The sequence below is a fragment of the Corynebacterium sp. LK2590 genome (genome assembly GCF_040946105.1).
Lineage (GTDB): Bacteria > Actinomycetota > Actinomycetes > Mycobacteriales > Mycobacteriaceae > Corynebacterium.
This window is the reverse complement of record NZ_JAYWMH010000001.1, coordinates 503,251-520,344: the sequence shown is the minus strand read 5'-3', so window position 1 is coordinate 520,344 and position 17,094 is coordinate 503,251. Positions and strand designations below refer to the sequence as shown.

Annotated in this window: 15 protein-coding genes; 2 read left to right on the top strand and 13 right to left on the bottom strand. The window is 67.5% G+C overall.

The window, feature by feature from the left end:
* Positions 1 to 25: 25 nt before the first annotated feature.
* Positions 26 to 862, top strand: coding sequence for a hypothetical protein (locus tag VVR85_RS02415; RefSeq protein ID WP_368519356.1), 837 nt, complete (start codon positions 26 to 28; stop codon positions 860 to 862).
* On the opposite strand, the gene VVR85_RS02410 is transcribed toward VVR85_RS02415, so the two are convergent.
* Both VVR85_RS02410 and VVR85_RS02405 read right to left on the bottom strand, forming a co-directional pair.
* Entirely contained in the window at positions 859 to 1,668 is an 810-nt protein-coding gene (locus tag VVR85_RS02410) for an SDR family oxidoreductase (protein WP_368519355.1), read from the bottom strand. The two genes, VVR85_RS02415 and VVR85_RS02410, sit on opposite strands and share 4 nt — an antisense overlap.
* Positions 1,665 to 2,819: a M24 family metallopeptidase gene (locus VVR85_RS02405; protein WP_368519354.1), complete on the bottom strand. Its 1,155-nt coding sequence runs from the start codon at positions 2,817 to 2,819 to the stop codon at positions 1,665 to 1,667. The genes VVR85_RS02410 and VVR85_RS02405 overlap by 4 nt, the downstream gene beginning before the upstream one ends.
* Positions 2,820 to 2,840: 21 nt before the next feature.
* Between VVR85_RS02405 and VVR85_RS02400 the strand changes: the two genes are divergently transcribed.
* Positions 2,841 to 3,575: a serine protease gene (locus tag VVR85_RS02400; RefSeq protein WP_368519353.1), complete on the top strand. Its 735-nt coding sequence runs from the start codon at positions 2,841 to 2,843 to the stop codon at positions 3,573 to 3,575.
* Here the strand turns inward: VVR85_RS02400 and VVR85_RS02395 are convergent.
* The 11 genes from VVR85_RS02395 to VVR85_RS02345 form a co-directional block, all read right to left on the bottom strand.
* A complete protein-coding gene (locus VVR85_RS02395) occupies positions 3,572 to 6,349 on the bottom strand; it encodes a DEAD/DEAH box helicase (RefSeq protein ID WP_368519352.1) in 2,778 nt (925 codons plus the stop codon). The two genes, VVR85_RS02400 and VVR85_RS02395, sit on opposite strands and share 4 nt — an antisense overlap.
* A 21-nt stretch (positions 6,350 to 6,370) precedes the next feature.
* Positions 6,371 to 7,354: a twin-arginine translocase subunit TatC gene (tatC, locus tag VVR85_RS02390; RefSeq protein WP_368519351.1), complete on the bottom strand. Its 984-nt coding sequence runs from the start codon at positions 7,352 to 7,354 to the stop codon at positions 6,371 to 6,373.
* 232 nt (positions 7,355 to 7,586) lie between these two features.
* Positions 7,587 to 7,883, bottom strand: coding sequence for a Sec-independent protein translocase subunit TatA (gene tatA / locus VVR85_RS02385; protein WP_368519350.1), 297 nt, complete (start codon positions 7,881 to 7,883; stop codon positions 7,587 to 7,589).
* 103 nt (positions 7,884 to 7,986) lie between these two features.
* Entirely contained in the window at positions 7,987 to 8,943 is a 957-nt protein-coding gene (locus VVR85_RS02380) for a helix-turn-helix transcriptional regulator (protein ID WP_368519349.1), read from the bottom strand.
* The gene (locus VVR85_RS02375; protein ID WP_368519348.1) at positions 8,943 to 9,983 is read right to left on the bottom strand and encodes a helix-turn-helix transcriptional regulator; all 1,041 of its coding nucleotides are present in this window, start codon (positions 9,981 to 9,983) and stop codon (positions 8,943 to 8,945) included. The genes VVR85_RS02380 and VVR85_RS02375 overlap by 1 nt, the downstream gene beginning before the upstream one ends.
* 68 nt (positions 9,984 to 10,051) lie before the next feature.
* Positions 10,052 to 11,434, bottom strand: coding sequence for a Pup--protein ligase (gene pafA, locus VVR85_RS02370; RefSeq protein WP_368519431.1), 1,383 nt, complete (start codon positions 11,432 to 11,434; stop codon positions 10,052 to 10,054).
* 63 nt (positions 11,435 to 11,497) lie between these two features.
* On the bottom strand, positions 11,498 to 11,695 hold the full coding sequence (locus VVR85_RS02365; RefSeq protein WP_368519347.1) for a ubiquitin-like protein Pup: 198 nt from the start codon (positions 11,693 to 11,695) through the stop codon (positions 11,498 to 11,500).
* Between the two features lie 74 nt (positions 11,696 to 11,769).
* A complete protein-coding gene (dop, locus tag VVR85_RS02360) occupies positions 11,770 to 13,287 on the bottom strand; it encodes a depupylase/deamidase Dop (protein WP_368519346.1) in 1,518 nt (505 codons plus the stop codon).
* On the bottom strand, positions 13,272 to 14,816 hold the full coding sequence (gene arc, locus VVR85_RS02355) for a proteasome ATPase (RefSeq protein WP_368519345.1): 1,545 nt from the start codon (positions 14,814 to 14,816) through the stop codon (positions 13,272 to 13,274). Before arc ends, dop begins: the two co-directional genes overlap by 16 nt.
* Positions 14,817 to 14,900: 84 nt before the next feature.
* The gene (locus VVR85_RS02350; protein ID WP_368519344.1) at positions 14,901 to 15,737 is read right to left on the bottom strand and encodes a tRNA (adenine-N1)-methyltransferase; all 837 of its coding nucleotides are present in this window, start codon (positions 15,735 to 15,737) and stop codon (positions 14,901 to 14,903) included.
* 81 nt (positions 15,738 to 15,818) lie between these two features.
* Entirely contained in the window at positions 15,819 to 17,093 is a 1,275-nt protein-coding gene (locus VVR85_RS02345) for a M18 family aminopeptidase (protein ID WP_368519343.1), read from the bottom strand.
* Position 17,094: the final 1 nt, after the last annotated feature.

Sequence of the window (17,094 nt, the reverse complement as noted above, 5' to 3'; positions counted from 1 at the left end):
GGCGGCGGCAATTAGACTACTGCCTATGGCATTGCTGAATTTCTCCCACTCAGGTTCCGCGCCGTCCGCTGATACCCTCATCCCCGGCGGGCTTACCCGCTCGGACGACTGGTTTGCGCTCGGGAAAACGGCCTACGACTTTGCCGACGGCAAGGTTTACCTGGGTGCGTGGAGCCGCGTGGCCCTGCACGGCATCCAGGATCAGGAGGCCGTAGCGCACGGCCTGGGCCAGCTGTCGTGGCCGGGCAGCGCGCATCAAATTCTGGCTTCTCCCCTGTCTGATGCCGCCCGCGAATTCGCCCGCGGGCTCGCCGACCGCTTGGCCGAGGACGGGGCCGTTGGTCCGCCCGGTAGCGCCCGCGTGGCCATCGGCGCTGGGGACGAGCCGTTGCAGGTTGTGCCGGCCCGCTTCCGGGTAGCCTTAGCCGGGTCTTCCTTTACCGTCTTCCGCGGCGCTGAGGAACTGGCCAGCCACGCTGCCCAGGAGGATGCCTGGGAGCACGTCCGGGAGCTTCTTCAGCAAGAAGCCGCCGACGCCGCCGATATGGCTGGCGGGGCCGGCACGGGTGATGCCAACACGGATACCGGCTCGGTCGGGCCCATCGGTTGGCTGGGCGATCACCGCGACGACGGCCTCGTGGATCTGGGCACTGCCCTGCCCGAGGGTGTTTTGCCGGCCGAGTACGCCACGCTGCTGGGCCACCTGGGCGTGCCGATTACCGTCACGCCCTTCGGCGGGCTCGTCCTGCACGGCCTGGCCGAGGGCGACGCCGACGTCGTGCTGCGCGTCCTGGCTCCCCGCGGGTTCATCTTCGACGCCAGCGCGGTCAGCCCGGAGGGCATCATCAGCCCCATGGACTAGCGCGGCATGTGCCGCCAGATGGGGCGCGGTACCAGGGCCATCACCCACGCCAGGAGGCGCAGCGTGCCTGGGATCCACAGTGTCCGACTGGTCAAGGCGCCACCGGCTGCGGCCTTGTCCGCCTCCCCACCGATGGCGTCGACGACGTAGCGCGCCACCACGTCGGGGGTTACGGACAGCGGCGCGGGTTTCATGCCCTCGGTCATGGAGCCGATGACGAAGCCGGGCCGGGCCGTGATCAGCGCCAAGGGCCCGCCGTGCAGTCGGTCCGCCAGCCCCTGGCAGAAGGCGTCCAGGCCGGCCTTCGTGGAGCCGTAGACGTAGTTGGCCCGGCGGGCGCGCCAGCCCGCGATGGAGGAAAAGGCCACGATATGCCCGCGTTCCATTTCGTCGGCGAGCACGGTCAGCATGGAGACCTGCGCGGTGTAGTCCAGCTGGGCGATATGGGCGGCGTGGGCCTCGTCGGTCTCGGCGCGGTCCTGATCTCCCAAGATGCCAAAGGCCACCACCGCCGTGGTGATCTCGCCAGCGACTTCACGGGCGCGGCGCACCACGGCGCGGTGGTTGTCCATGTCCAGCGCGTCGAAGTCGAGGAAGTCCACCTCGCTCGCGCCGGCAGCCCGCAGCCGGGAGCACTGCTTATCGATGCCTTCGTCCCCGCGGGCGGCAAGCACCACCCGGCGCCCAGGGGCGAGCAGCGCGGCGATCTCCGTGCCGATATCCGAGCGTCCGCCCAGCACCAGGACTGCGCCCGGGATCTGGGGAGACGTACTTGCCTGGCCGGCGGTGTTGTTCTGCGCGCTCATCGCAGGCCGCGCTCGCCCTCGTTCAGGCTCTCGGCCACGCCGTCGCCGTTAATGGTGACGATGTCTTCCAGGCGCATGCCCCATTCGCCCTCCTTGTAGATGCCGGGCTCGATGGAGAAGGTCATGGACTCGGCCAGCTCCAGATCGTTGCCGGCGGCGATGAAGGGTTCCTCGTGGGTGGATAGGCCGATGCCGTGCCCGGTGCGGTGGGTGAAGTACTCGCCCCAGCCGGCCTCGGCGATGATCTGGCGGCAGGCGTCGTCGACGCTGCCCGCGGTGGCCCCGCGGCGGGCCTGCTCCATGCCGGCGGCGTGGGCCTGTCGCAGCACCTCGTAGGCGTCCTGGAAGTCCTCCGGCGCGCGGGAGACGTCGCCGCCGACAACGTAGGTGCGGGTGCAGTCCGAGTGGTAGCCGGCCCCGAAGGTGCCTCCGATGTCCACGACGACCGGCTCTCCCTCGTTAAGCACGCGCTCGGAGAAGCTGTGGTGGGGGTTCGCGCCGTTGGGGCCCGAGCCGACGATGACGAAGTCGACCGCGTCGTGCTCCTGCAGGATGAGTTCGGTGAGCTGGTCGGCGACCTGTTGCTCGGTCACACCGGGCTGCAGCAGCGAGGGCACGCGGGCGTGGACGGCATCGATAGCCAGCGCGGCCGCGCGCAGCTGCGCTATCTCCTCGCCGTCCTTGCGGGAGAACAGCGCGCCGATAACCTGGTCGGCCGCCACCCACTGCGCGGACGGGAACTGGGCCTGCAGGCCCAACAGGTGCGCGGCGTCCATAACGCCGGAAACCGCCAGGCGCGCGCCGTCTTCGGCTACCGCCGCGTGGGCTTGACGCAGCTTCTCCGCGGCCAGCGCGTGGGCGTTGGTGCCATCCTGCCAGCCGTGGAAGGCCAAGTTGAGCTCCGCGACCGGGGCGGCGGCCAGCTCCGCGCCATCGGTGGCCGGCGCCAGCAGGAAGGCCTCCCCCTCGGCCGGGATGGCCAGGGCGCTAAAACGCTCGTGCGAGCTCATCCAGGAGCCGGTGAAATAGGCGAACTCGGCGCCCGGGCTAATCACCAGCGCGGCCACGTCGTTGGCGCGCGCATGCTGCTGCGCCGCAGTGATCCGGTTTCGATAGACTTCGGAAGGGAAAGCAGAAGAATTTTCACTCATAGGACAACAGTGTAACCGCCCATGAATGACTCCTTCGACCAGTGGGAAGAAATTGCCAGCTCCACCACCGTGCGCCTTAACGAGCGCAACCGGGTCTGCACCGGCGTGCTCATCGCCGAGCCCCACAGCGGCACCGTTCATTCTGCCGCCGGGCCCAGAAGCACGCGCCTGGTGCTGACCTGCGCGCACTTCTTCCGCACTGCCCCGCGGCGCGGGTACCACGTCAACGGGTTTAGCGGCGGCAAGAAGTGGCGCCGCCGGATCTTGGCGGTGCGCACCATCGACGGCAGCGACTGTGCCCTCGCCCTCCTGCACCACCCAGTAGAAGTCCCCGCGCTGCTCGGCCTGTCTGCGGCTCGGCCGCACTGGGGCCAGGAGGTCACCACCTACGGCTTTGGCGGGCTGGGCGGGGCCACCGGGCGCCAGGAGGCCCAACCCCGCTGGGGACGGGTCCTCCTCGGCCTTCCCGTAGCGATCGGGCGCAACCTGCGTACCGTCGTGCGGCCCGCGGCCTTGGTGCGCAACGCTCCCCCGGCGGTCAAGGGCGACTCCGGCGGGCCGGTCATCGCGGACGGCACGATCGTCGCCACGCAGTCACTTATCGCGGATCCCTTCGGGACCCAACCTCGGAGTCGCGACCGTCAGCGTCCTCGCACCGCACCTGCCGGCCATCCGCGCCGCTGCCGAGGCTCTGTGCGCCGAACCACGGTTTGTATAGGAACCAAGCGCTGTAGTGAGTCGCTGGTGAGGCCTTAAGCGCCGATGGCCACCACGCCGCGCTGGATAGCGTCCATGGCCCGGCGGGCGTTGGCCCGGATACCGTCCTCGTAGCCGGTCTTGGCGACCTGCTGGAGCAGATCCACCACCTGGCGGCACCAGCGAACGAAGTCGCCGGGGGTCAACTCCGCGCCGCACTCGGCCGCCGCGGCCAGGCAGTAGCCCAGCGGGGCGCCGGCGGCCCACTGGTGCATCGCCAGGGCGAAGCCGGCCTCCGGCTCGCGCGTGACCGGCAGGCGGTGGCGCTGCTCGTCGGCGACCAGCTCGGTGTAGATGCGCCAGGTGGCGTTCATCGCATCGGCCATCGCGTCGGTGGCGGCTTCCGACTCGCCGCGGGTGGCCTTGCGGTTTTCAAAGGTGCACAGGGAGACCACGCCGGCCAGCTCCGCCGGGTCCAGGTCGTTCCAGATCCCGCGCTTGAGGCACTGCGCGACCAGGAGATCCGACTCGTTGTGGATCTTGGCCAGGCGCTCGCCCTCGTCGGTGATCTCCGAGTGCCGGTCCTCGCCCGCGCCGACGAATTCGACGTAGTCCATCTCGGACAGCAGGTCGACGATGCGCTCGAAGGTGCGGCCCAGGGTGTCGGTGGCCTGGGTGATCTTGGCGCGCAGCTTCTCCGCGTCCTTCTCGCGCCGGGCCAGCTTGTGGGCCATGCTGGCCAGCTGTTCCCGGTCCGTGGCGGGCCAGGCGTGGACTGGGTGCTGCCGGATGGCATCGCGCAGCTGCCCCACCTTCTTGTTGGGCCGGTGGCGCGGGGTCAGGCGCATCTTCTTTGGCCGCGGGTACTTGTTGCGCTGGAAGAGTTTCTGCACGTAGCCCGCGGACTTGCGCGGCGCCTTGGTCACGCGCCTAGGCAGCTTCATGTGGCCGACCACGATGGGCGGGTTGGCGATCCCGGAGGCATCGATACGGCCCGACCAGCCGCCTTCCGTGGTCACCCACGGGCGCGGATCCTTGGTCTGGTTGGCGGGCGTATTGACCACCGCCAGCAACGGCTGCTTCTTGGTGGCCAGGGCGATGACGTCGCCGACCTGCAGCTTGGCCAGGACCGTGGTGACCTCCTTGGAGCGTTCCTGCTTGCCGCTGACCTGGGAGGAGCGTTCCTCCGCGGTCAGCTCCTGGCGCAGCTGGATATAGTCCAGCAGCTCCTGGCGGGCGGTGGTGGCATCGCTGGCCGGCGGGGCCAGCGCACTGATTAACTCGTCGAGCTGCTCGCGCAGCTGGCGGGCGCGGTGCTCGGCCTTTTCGACCTCGCGGGTTTCCTCGACCACGGAGCCGTCGGCCTGGAACTGCGCGAAGGACTTTTCCATCAGGCGCAGCGAATCCTCGAAGCCGAGCATGCCCAGCAGGTTGATGGCCATGTTGTAGCCGGGCTCGAAGGTGGAGACCAGCGGGTAGGTGCGCGTGGAGGCCAGACCCGCGACGTAGTGCGGATCCATCGCCGGGGCCCACTGGACCACGGCGTTGCCCAGCGTGTCGATGCCGCGGCGGCCGGCGCGGCCGGTCAGCTGCGTGTACTGGCCCGGGGTGAGGTCCACGTGGGCCTCGCCGTTGAACTTGATGAGCTTTTCCAGCACCACCGTGCGCGCCGGCATGTTAATTCCTAGCGCCAGCGTCTCCGTGGCGAAGACCGCGCGCACCAACCCGCGGACGAAGAGGTCTTCGACGATGTGACGGAAGGCCGGCAGCATCCCGGCGTGGTGGGCGGCGAAACCGCGGCTCAAGGCTGTGCGCCAGGACTTAAAGTTCAGCACCTCCAGGTCTTCTTCCGGGATCCCCTCGACGCCGGCGTTGACCGTCTCGACGATCTCGGCGGCCTCCTCCGGGGTGGTCAGGCTCATCCGGGAGCGCAGGCACTGGTAGAGCGCGCCGTCGCAGCCGGCCCGGGAGAAGATGAAGGTAATCGCCGGCAGCATGTCCTTGCCCTGCAGGGCCTTCAGCACCTCCGGGCGGCCCAACGGGCGGTAGCGGTCCTGGGGGCGTCGTGCGCCGCTGCGGCCGCCGCCCGAGCGCGCCCGAAAGCCCTTCCCCGACTGGTAGTCCGCGCGGCCCTCGTCCGTATCGCCTGCCTCCAGCCGGCGGACGCGGCGGAGAAGCTCGTGGTTGACCTCCCCGTCGGTGCCGGGTTCGAAGAGAGAATAGACCTGACGGCCGATCATCATCCACTGATCCAGCGGCACCGGGCGGTGCTCGGAGACGATGACTTCGGTCTCGCCGCGCACGGCGCGCAGCCAGCGTCCGAACTCCTCCGAGTTCGACACCGTGGCGGACAGCCCGATGATGGAGACATACTCGTCCAGGTTCAGAATCACTTCTTCCCAGACCGCGCCGCGGGAGGCATCCGCCAGGAAGTGGATCTCATCCATGACCACGTGGCTTAGGCGATCCAGCGCGGGCGACTTCGCGTAGATCATGTTGCGCAGCACCTCGGTGGTCATCACGACTATCTCCGCGTCGCCGTTGATGGAGACATCCCCGGTGAGCAGGCCGACGGCGTCCTCGCCGTGCTGGTCGACCAGGTCGTGATACTTCTGGTTGCTCAGCGCCTTAATCGGGGTGGTGTAAAAGCACTTAGTCCCCCGGGACAGCGCCAGGGAGACCGCGAATTCGCCGACGACGGTTTTGCCGGCGCCGGTCGGCGCGCAGACCAGCACGCCGCTTCCGCGCTCTACCGCCTGGCAGCCGAGTAGCTGGAACTCATCGAGCGAATAGGACAGGTTGTGCGAGAAGTATTCCAGATGCGACTGCGTCATAGCCGCCCAGCTTACCCGGCCCTAGAGCACGTCGTCGAAGAAGCCGGCCTGCGGCTGCTGCGGGCGGGCCTGGCGGCTGCCTTGCTGCGGCTGGGCGCTTAACGGACGCGCGGGCGCCGGGGCGCTGGGATGGCTGCTCGGCGGGTTGACCGGGGTGGGCGCGGGTACCGGTTCGGCCGGCCCCACCGCCCCCGGGCCGGGGCCCAGCGGCGAGGCCTGCTCGTCGTCTAGGTCCATCCACTCCGGGCGCTGGCGGTTGCGGCGCTTGTCGTTGATGCGGCAGAACTGGAAAGCCGACTCGATGAGGATCCACAGGGCCGCGGACAAGGCAATGAGCGAGTAAGGGTCGGCCGGGGTGATAAAGGCGGAGATGATCATCACAATGATGAACAGGATGCGGCGCTTGCCCTTGACGTGCTCGTACTCGAGCACGCCGACCAGGTTGAGCGCGATGATGATCAGCGGGACCTCGAAGGCGATGCCGAAGAGGATGAGCATGGTCAGCATCAAACCGAAGTACTCGTTACCGGTCAGCGCGGCGGTCTGGTATTCCGCGCCGACGGACATCAGGAACTCCAGGCCCTCGGAGAGGACGAAATACGCCAGCGCGGCGCCGGCGACGAAGAGCACGCCGGCGACGCTGACGAACATGAAGGTGTAGCGCTTTTCCTTCTTGTGCAGGCCCGGCACGATAAACGCCCACACCTGGTAGAGCCAGACGGGCGAAGAGATGACCGCGCCGGCCAGGGCGCCGACCTTGATGCGCAGCATGAGCATCTCGAACGGGGTCGTGGCCAGCAGGCGGCAGGTGCCGTCGTTGGTGAAGTCGGCGCGCTTGTCCGCCGGCAAAGAGCAATAAGGCTCGCGGAGGATCTCGCCCAGGGTGGACCAGCCGAACGGGGCGTTTTGGTACCAGAGGAAACCAATGATCGTGCCGACCACCAGGGCGAGCAGCGAGTAGACAATGCGCCGGCGCAGCTCCTGGAGGTGCTCGATGAGCGTCATCTCCCCCGTCGGGTTCTTGCGCGCCCGGCGGGCCTCCTGTGCCTTCTTCAGGCGTGCCCACGCGCCTCCGCGCTGCCGTTGACGGCGCGCCGGTGCGCCGGCGCGAGCACTGGGTTGCGGTAGGGGCCGCGAACCTTCAGAACCCTTCGGGCTAGGTGACATCGCTTCTAGAACACTTCCTGGTTAGCACGACACAAGACGAACAGCTCCCGCGAACGGGCGGGTGGGGACTTTACTGATTGTCAGGACGCGGTGCCTGCTGGTTGTTCTGGTCGTAGCGCGGCTGCATCTGCGGGCTGTTCCAGAAGTCCTCGTCCGACTGCTGCTGGCTAGCCGGGGTCTGGCTGATCTGGCCCTGCTGTTGCTCGTCCTGGTAGCGCTGGTCGTCGTTGCCCATCTCGTGGACCTCCGACTTGAAGATGCGCATCGAACGACCCATCGAGCGGGCCAGATCCGGCAGCTTCTTCGCGCCGAAAAGCAGCACGATCAGCAGAATGATAATGGCAATTTGGGCGGGTCCGACCGTCATAGTATTTCTCTCTTTCTCCTCCACAGGCGCCGCGGAGCGGCGATTTTGCCCCTAAGAGCCTAACGCATTCGCTGGTTACTCGCTAAAGGTTGCCAGCGGCTAATTAGTCAGTATATCTCTGCAGGCCCGCTTCGCTGGCGTGCGCAATAGCATTCTTAACCGAATCTGGGCCAATTACCCGGAACCTGTCAGCATGCCCGACAGCAAACCGCGCGAACCACTCCACCGATCCGATGGGCATAGAGGCTGCTACGTAGCCGTTTCCGAGATCCTCGCCCAACCGGATGTCGTAGTCATCGGCCAGCCAGGTGGCTTCCTTCTTCAGCTCAATATGGGCTCTGTCACTGTCCGCTAGCCCGAAGGGGTCCCGCGGATCGAAATCCAGCTGCCGCAGATGGGGCTGGGCCTCCTCGTCCAAGACCGTGGCCTGGCGGATCCGGTCCATGCGGAAGCGCCGGTGCTCCCCCTTGTCTTCTTCCCAGGCCACCAGGTAAACCTGCGAGTCGAAGATGAAGATGCGGGCCGGGTGGACGGTCCGGGTGCGCTCCTCGTTGGAGCTGGCCGACCAGTAGCGCAGCCGGAGTTGCCGCTTGGTCTCAATAGCCCGGGCCGCGGCCACCTGCGCGGCCGACTCGGCCTCCTCCGGCTGGGCGATGGAGTCGTAGATAGCGCGGGTCTTATCGTCCATGATGCCGCGGACCTTCTCCGCTGCGCTTTGGACCGCGGCCGTGTCGATGAGCCCGGGCATGGACTCCAGCGACTCCAGCGTCAGCAGCAGGGCGCCGGCTTCCGTGGGGGTAAGCCGCAGCGCCTGGTTGAGCCCTTGGTCGTCCACGATGGTCACGCCTTCGCGGTAGCCGAAGCTGATGTCGATCAGATCCTCGGTGCGCTGCCCCACCCCGGAACAAAAAAGGCGGTTGAGCGCGCTGTTGAGCTCGGCCACGTCCATGCCGAGGTCCTGGGCGGCCTCCATGAGCGTGGCCTTGGGGTGGCTACGGAAATAGGGGATCAAGTTCAGGGACTGGACCAGGGCGTGCAGTTTCTGGGGTGCGTCGGCCATTAGTAGCGGGCCTCCTCATCCTGGTTGTCCTGGGAAGCGGTGGCGGCAGCCGCGCGCAGCAGCGCGGCGATGTCCTCGCGCACGCTGGCCGGCTCGAGCACCTCCACGTCCGCGGCGTAACCGGCGGCCGTGCGCACGAGGAAGTCGCGCGAGATTTCTTCTATCACCACGGTGCCGTCGGGGCCCGGCGTGCCGAGGGCTTCCAGCTCCCCGGCTTTGCCAGCGGGGATGCGCAGGACGGCGCGCTCGACGACGTCCCGGTTAAGGGAGGCTTCCACGACCTCCTGCAGGGACTGGGTGGGCTCGCCGTGTTCCGGGGTCTGCCGGGTCGCGCGGATCTCGGTGACCCGCAGCAGCCGGAAGGCGCGGGGCGCACCGCGATCGTTATCCCAGCCCACCAGGTAGACGCGGTTGTGCAGGGTCACCAGCCCCCACGGGTCCATGGAACGGGACTGGGCGCTTTGCTGCGGTCCGGGCACGTAGGTGAAGTTGATCCGCAGCCCCTTGCGCACGGTGGTCAGGATGTCGCGCACGATGTTTGGATCCAGGCGGGTCAGGTCATTGTCCGCGGTGTAGACCGGAGCGCCGCTTAGGTCGCGGGAGGCCCCGGAGGCCGCGATCTTCGTCCACGCGGACGAGGAGAACGAGCTCAGCCCGCCCGGCTGCCCCATTCCGGCGGCCACGCCCAGGACCATGGCCTCCTCCGGGGTGAACTCGACCTCGGCTAGCTGGTAGTCGGCCTGCTGCATGCGGTAGACAGACTGGCTGCGCTCTTCGCCGAGTCCCCCGCTGGTTTTGGACGCCGACTGGATAACCGGCACGCCGGCGCGCTGCAGGCTGCGGATGTCGCGGCTGAGTTGCTTGTGGAAGGCCTCGTCGCCCAGGTCCTGGTAGCCCGCCACGTGGGAGCGGATCCACGCGGCGGAGCGGTCGGGGCTGCCGCCGTTCGAGGCGGCGCCGTGGAGGGCGAAGCAGAGATTGGTCAAACGCTCGACGGCCTTGTCGCGGCGCGAGCCCTGCGTGACGGTAGCACCAGCCAAGTTCTCTCCGCTCTCCTTCCCCGTGGCACGAGCACGCCGGCCGGTTTCGCCGGCTGGGCAGTGCCTGCCTAGTGTCCTCGATTTTCCTGCATGTAGTCTAGCAGCGGTTTAAGCCGGGGATCGTCCGCGACGAAAGGATCGAGGAACTGCTCGACGCGGGGCTCGGGCCGATTGACCTTGAGCTTGGTCCAGTCGACGGTGACGTTGGCGCCGGTCTGCCGAGCGGCGGCCAGGAATTTCCCGCGCATCGCCGCCCGAGTCGTGGCCGGGGCCTGCTCGCGCGCGGCGGCGATCGCCTCGTCCGTGGTCCACCGCCGGACCAGGCCGCGGCGGCTCAGCACGCTGTAGAGCCCGCGCCCTGCCCGGATGTCGTGGTAGGTCAGATCGACCTGCGCCAGCTTGGGGTGCGACCAATCGCAGTCCAGCTTCTGCCGGAAGCTGTCCAGCAGCTTCTTCTTAATCACCCAGTCGATCTCCTGATCGACCTGGCTGAAGTCCTGCGTCTCGACGGCCGTGACCATGCGCTCCCACAGGTCGACGACCCGGCGCATCTCGCTGTTCGGCGTGCCCTCGTCGGGCCGCTCGTCCAGCCAGCGCGCGGCGGCGCTAACCAGCTGGCGCTGCACCTCAATGGCCGGGATGGTGAGTCCGTCCGCCAGGGTTAACGGGGTTTGGCCGGTCTGGTCGCCGGCGATGGCGCGCATCTGGGCGATGGGCTCGGTGATAGCGAAGCTGGGCACGTCGAAGCCGGCCTCGAGCATCTCCAGCATCAGCAGGGCCGAGCCCACTTTCAGCGCGAAGGTCGGTTCCGCCATGTTTGAATCGCCCACGATGACGTGCATGCGGCGGAAGCGGGAGGAATCCCCGTGCGGCTCGTCGCGGGTATTGATGATGGGCCGCGAGCGCGTCGTGGCCGAGGAAATGCCCTCCCAGACCTGGTCGGCGCGCTGCGAGAGCACGAACTGCGCGGGAGCAGACCCCGTCGCCGGCTTGATGCGCCCGGCGCCGCAGATGAGCTGCCGGGTGATGAAAAACGGCAGCAGCGCCGTGCTCAGCTCCTTGAGCACGAGGTGGCGCGAGACCAGGTAGTTCTCGTGGCAACCGTAGGAATTGCCGGCCGAGTCCACGTTGTTCTTGAACAGGTAGACCGCGTTGGCCTCCCCGCTCGCGCGCAGTTCCTCCTCGGTGGCGCGGGCGAGTTCATCGACGATGGCATCGCCGGCGCGCTCGTGGTTGAGCAGCTGGGTCAGGCTGTCGCACTCGGCCGTGGCCACCTCGGGGTGCGAGCCGACGTCCAGGTAGAGACGCGAGGAATTGGCGGTAAAGATATTCGACGAGGAATACTTCTCCACCACCGGGCGGAAGAGCTTGCGCGCCAGCTCATCCGGGTCCAGGCCGCGGCGGTCCTCCGGCGACGAGGAAAACAGCCCGTATTCGGTCTCGATGCCCATAATCCGGCGCGCGAAGGGCCCGGGCGCCTGCTGCGGGCCGTGGGTGGACAGCGGGCTCACCGGCTACTGCCCGCCCTTCTGCACGTAGTGGCGGACGAATTCCTCGGCGTTGTTTTCCAACAGGCCGTCGATCTCATCGAGCAGATCGTCGGTTCCGGTAGTCGAAATCTGTGCCTGACCGGAGCCCAAGGCGCCGTCTTCGGCGGCGCCATCGTGGTCGTCGCCGCCACCAGAGTGAATCTGTTGGTTCTGCTGTGACATGGTGTTGTCTTCTCCCTTCCCAGGCCGGTGCCTTTAAGGTGCGTGTGTCTAAAGCTTCGCTAGTGCTACTAGTTCTAACGGTACTCCGGGCTAATCCCCTCGGCCTTGAGCCGGGAGATGAGCTGGTCGAGCCCCAGCTCGCCGTGGATTATCGCCTCGCGGGTCTCCGGCTCGGCCGTTAGGAGTTCGTCCAGCTCGAAAAGCGCGGTCAGATCTCCCTGGCGAATCGCCACGTACTGCCAGTTCGCGGAGATGAGATCGGCGGCGTAGTGCTGCATGAACGCTCCCCGCAGCCCCGCGCGGGAACCCGGCGGGGCAACCTCGGCGGCCCGCTCGATCTCCTCCTCGCTGACCAAGGTGCGCAGCTGCCCGCGCTGCACCAGCGCGTGGTAGAGGGACTTGGACGGGTCGATGTCGGTGTACTGCAGGTCAATGAGCGCCAGCTTGGGGTCATTCGCGGCCACCCCGCGGTCCAGGTAGCCCTTGATGAGGCGGTACTTGGCTACCCAGTCCAGCAGGTGCGCGGCCTGCAGCGGGTCGGCTTCGAGTAGCTCGATAACCTCGTCCCAGCGGCGCAAGACCTCGCGCTCGGCGTCGGTGTCCGCGCTAACCCGCGAGCGGTAGACGGCCAGGATTTCCAGCGCGGTCATCTCGCCGCCGCCGCGCAGCGGCAGCTTCTCCTTGAGCTCCAGGTCCCGACTGACGGTGCTCACGGCCTCGACCGGGTTGGCCAGGCGCACATCGCTGAAGTCCACGCCGGCCTCGATGGCGTCCATGACCAGGGAGGTCATCCCGAGCTTCAGCAGGTTGGAGGTCTGCGACATATTAGCGTCGCCGATGATGACGTGCAGGCGCCCGAACTGGTGGGCGTCGGCGTGCGGCTCGTCGCGGGTATTGATGATGCCGCGGTTGAGCGTGGTCTCCAGGGAGATCTCCTGCTCGATATAGTCCGCGCGTTGGGAAATCTGGAAACCGGGCTCCTCGCCCTCCGGGCCAAGCCCGACGCGCCCGGCGCCGGTAACAACCTGCCGGGTAACGAAGAACGGGATGAGGCCCTGGGCTAGGTCATCGAAGTCAGTGCTGCGCGACCACTGGTAGTTCTCGTGGGAGCCGTATGATGCCCCCTTGCCGTCCACGTTGTTCTTGTAGAACTTCAGCGGCGGGCAGGGCTCGTGATCACTTAAGACCGAGGTATCCTGTGCCGTCAGCTGGGCCACGGCCGCGGCCGCCTTGCGCAGCACCACGTCGCCCGCGGCATCGTAGAGCATGCCCTCCCAGGCGTTCCGGCACTCCGGCGAGGAATACTCCGGGTGGGCATGGTCGACGTAGAAGCGCGCGCCGGAGGCAGTGACCACGTTGGCCACGCCGATGGCGTGCGGGTCCACCACTGGGACGGTCTGGTAGCGCTTGAGGTCGAAGCCGCGGCTGTCGCGCAGCGGGTGCTCCTCGGCGAAGTCCCAGCGCGTGCGGGCGTCGGTGTGCAGGGCGGCGTAGGCGACCACCGCGTGGGTCGAGGAGACGATCGGCGAGAAATCCGGCCGATCGGGGGTCACGATGGCGTATTCGGTCTCGGTTCCTAGAAGGCGTGCCACGTGGGGCTCCTAAATCCAATCAATTCGACGTGCGTGATGGGCTGCCCGGTGGCGTTGCCGCCGACGATCTTGGCCCACTCCTCCGGGTTGGTCGAGGTCGGCACGTGCTCGCTCTCCGACTGCTCGGCCGCCATCGCCTGGGACAAGTGGCGCATCTCGATGGCCGCCTGCTTGCCCGTGGCCAGGGACTCCTTGATGGCCAGCTTCTTGGCACGGGCCACGATATTGGCGATCATCGCGCCGGACACGAAGTCGCGATAATGGAGAGTGGTCACCGAGTCGTCGGCGTGGTGCAGGTTGACGAACGGGCGCGGGGCGAAAAGCTCCGCGATGCTCGACGAGATCAGCGCCTCCCGGTCTCCCGCGTGCGGGATGGACTCCGGGAAATGGCGCTGCATGATTTCGCGCGCGCCCTGCTTGTTGGGCTGGCTGACGCGAATCTTGATGTCGAGGCGGCCCGGGCGCATGATCGCCGGGTCGATAAGCTCCTCGCGGTTCGTCGCGCCGATGACGATGACGTTGCGCAGGTCCTCCACGCCGTCGAGCTCAGCCAGCAGCTGCGGGACGACCGTGGTCTCCATGTCGGAGGACACGCCCGAGCCGCGGGTGCGGAAGATGGACTCCATCTCGTCGAAAAAGATGATGACCGGGCGGTTGGTGGACTTGCCGGCCAGCTCGCGGGCGCGCTCGAAGATCAGGCGGATCTTGCGCTCGGTCTCGCCCACGAATTTGTTGAGCAGCTCCGGCCCCTTGACGTTGAGGAAGTAGCTGGGCTCGCCCGCCCCCATCTTCTGCGCCAGGGAGTGGGCCACCGCCTTGGCGATGAGCGTCTTGCCACAGCCCGGCGGGCCGTAGAGCAGAACGCCCTTGGGCGGGTGCAGCTCGAAGGAGCGGTAGAGCTCCGGGTGCAGAAAGGGCAGTTCCACCGAGTCCCGGATCTGGGTGATCTGCGCGTCCAGGCCGCCGATATCAGAAAACTCGACCTCGGGGATCTCCTCCAGGGACAGCTGGGAAACCTCCGTCTTGGCGACGACCTCCAGCCCGATGCCGGCCTTCGTATCCGCCAGCACGGTATCGCCGGCGCGCAGCGAATCGCGCAGCGACTCGGCCAGGGTGATGACCTCCTCGTCGGCCGGGCCGTTGGTGACCAGGGCTCGGTCGGGGCCCAGGCGCTCCAACACGGTGGCCAGGTGCCCGGTACGCTGGGCTGCCACGCCCTCGACTACGACGATGCCATCGCCGATGCGCACCTGCTGGCCCACCCGCAGGGAGCCCTGCTCCACCTCGGGGGAGATTTTCAGGCGCATGTGGCGCCCGTTGGTAAAGACCTCGGCCTCCTCACGGCCGCCGGAAGGAGTCTGGCTATAGCCCAGGAACGTGCCGTAGGTCGAGGCCGGCTCGGCCAAGGCGTTGACATCGGCGGCGAGCTGGCCGAGCTTGTCGCGCGAATCCTTCAGCAGCTCCGCGAGCTTCGCGTTGCGGTCGGCCAGCTGTGAAATCTGGCGACGCAACTCTTTCGTGTCATCCATGTCACTACCCTAACGTTTTTAGCGACGAGCGGACTATCCGCCCCAACATTGTGCGGGGTTGCCTATCCCCCGCGGATAGATTCCCTAACGGCGGGCGCGGCGCTGCGGGCGCGGCGGCGTCACCCCGTCGGCCAGGCGACGGGTCCAGATGAGGAAGGCCGTGTGCGCGTTCATGCGGTGCTCCGGGCGCGTGGCCAGGCCCTCGACCTTCCACTCGCGGACCAGGGATTCCCAGGCACGCGGCTCGGTAAAGCACTTGAGCTCACGGATGCCTTCCATCACCTTCATCAGCTGCGGCACGGTGGCCACGTACGTCATGAAGACGCCACCCGGGATCAGCAGGTCGCGGACCTTCTCCAGGTGCTCCCAGGGCTCCAGCATGTCCAGGATAATCCGGTCGACCGGGCCACCCAGGTCTTCGACCTGCACGTCGGCCAGATCACCCAGGCGCGGGGTCCACCACTGGGGCGTCTCACCGAAGTATTCCTTGACGTTGTCCACGGCGTATTCCAAGTGGTCGTCGCGCACCTCGTAGGAAAAGACCTGGCCCTCCGGGCCGACCGCGCGCAGCAGGGTCATCGACAGCGCGCCCGAGCCGGCGCCGGCCTCCAGCACGCGGGCGCCCATGAAGATATCGCCCTCGATCAGGATCTGGGCCGAGTCCTTGGGGTAGATGACGGCCGCGCCGCGGGGCATCGACAGCACGTGGTCCACCATCAGGTGGCGGAAGAGCAGGAAGTCCGAACCCAGGCTGGAGGTGACCACCGAGCCCTCGTCGAGGCCGGCGATCTGGCTGTGCTCGATGATGCCCTTGTGCGAGTGGAACTGGCCGCCCTCGGTTAGGACGATGGTGTAGTGCCGGCGCTTGGCATCGGTGAGCTGGACGCGGTCGCCGTACTGGAAGGGGCCGGAATAGGCCATGTGCTTGTTGCTCCTTGCATCTTATTGGGCCAGAAAGGCTGGCCGCCCGTTGTGCAGCGGGGACCAGTCAACCCGGCTATTTTAGCCGACCAGGTATTCCAGCAGGGCGCCGGACAGGGCGGCCTGGTCAGAAACCCCGACCATCTCGCGCGCCGAGTGCATCGACAGCATGGGCACGCCGATGTCCACGGTCTCGATACCTAAGCGGGTGGCGGTAATCGGCCCGATGGTGCTGCCGCAGGGAACATCGTTGTTAGCCACGAAGCGCTGGAAGGGCACTCCCGCGCGCCGGCAGGCGTTCTCCCAACGGGTGATGGATTCGGAGTCGGAGGCGTAGCGCTGCTTGCCGTTGATCTTGGTCACCGGGCCGTGGCCGATGAGCGGCTGGTGGTGCGGATCGTGCTTCTGCGCGTAGTTGGGGTGCACCGAGTGCGCCGCGTCCGCCGACACGCAGTGCGACTGGGCGAAGACGCGGAAGAGATCGTCGCCGCTGGCGCCCAGGCCGACGGCAGTGCGCTGCAGGATATCGGCCAGGATGGGGCCGGCCGCGCCGTAGCGCGAGTTGGAGCCGACCTCCTCGTGGTCGAAGGCAGCCATCACCAGCACGTCTGGGCCGTCGTAGCCCTGGGCCGCGGCCTTGAAGGCCTCCAGGCTGGCGTGCACGGAGCTCAGATTGTCCATCCGGCCGGCGGCGATGAACTCTTCGGCCGGGCCGAACAGTCCGGCCGGCTGCGCGGCGGCAGTAATCAGGTTGAACGCGGCGATGTCCGCGGCCTGCACCCCCAGCTGCTCGGCGACGTACTCGCCCAGCGAGGCGTACTTGCCCCCGTCACTGAGCTGCCAGACCGGCTGCAGGTGGAACTGGCGGTCCGGGGTGAACTCGTCCTTGCGCACCATGTGGATGGCCAGGTTCGGGATCCGCAGGATGGGGCCGGTGTTGACCAGGTGCGTGGCCCGGTCCCGCAGGGTCACCTGGCCGGCCAGGGTCAGCTCCCGGTCGAACCAAGAGTGCAGGATGGGCCCGCCGTAGACCTCCACCCCGATCTGGTCCCAGCCGGCATGCTGGAAATCCGGCTCGGGCTTGACCGTGAACCCCGGCGAATCGGTGTGGGAACCGACGATCCGAAAGCCCCGCAACTTCTCGCCCGCGCCCTCGGCCAACCGGGGCGGGACGATATAGGCCATCACGGCGCCGCCGCGGACCACCACGTGGCCGCCGGGGCTCACGTCCCAGGCGTCCTCCTCGCGTTGGCGTTGGAAACCGGCTGCCACCAGCTCGCGCTCCACGTTGGCCGCGGCGTGGTAGGAACTCGGGGAAGCGTCAATAAAGTCGAGGAAATCCTGCGTGCTAGTCATA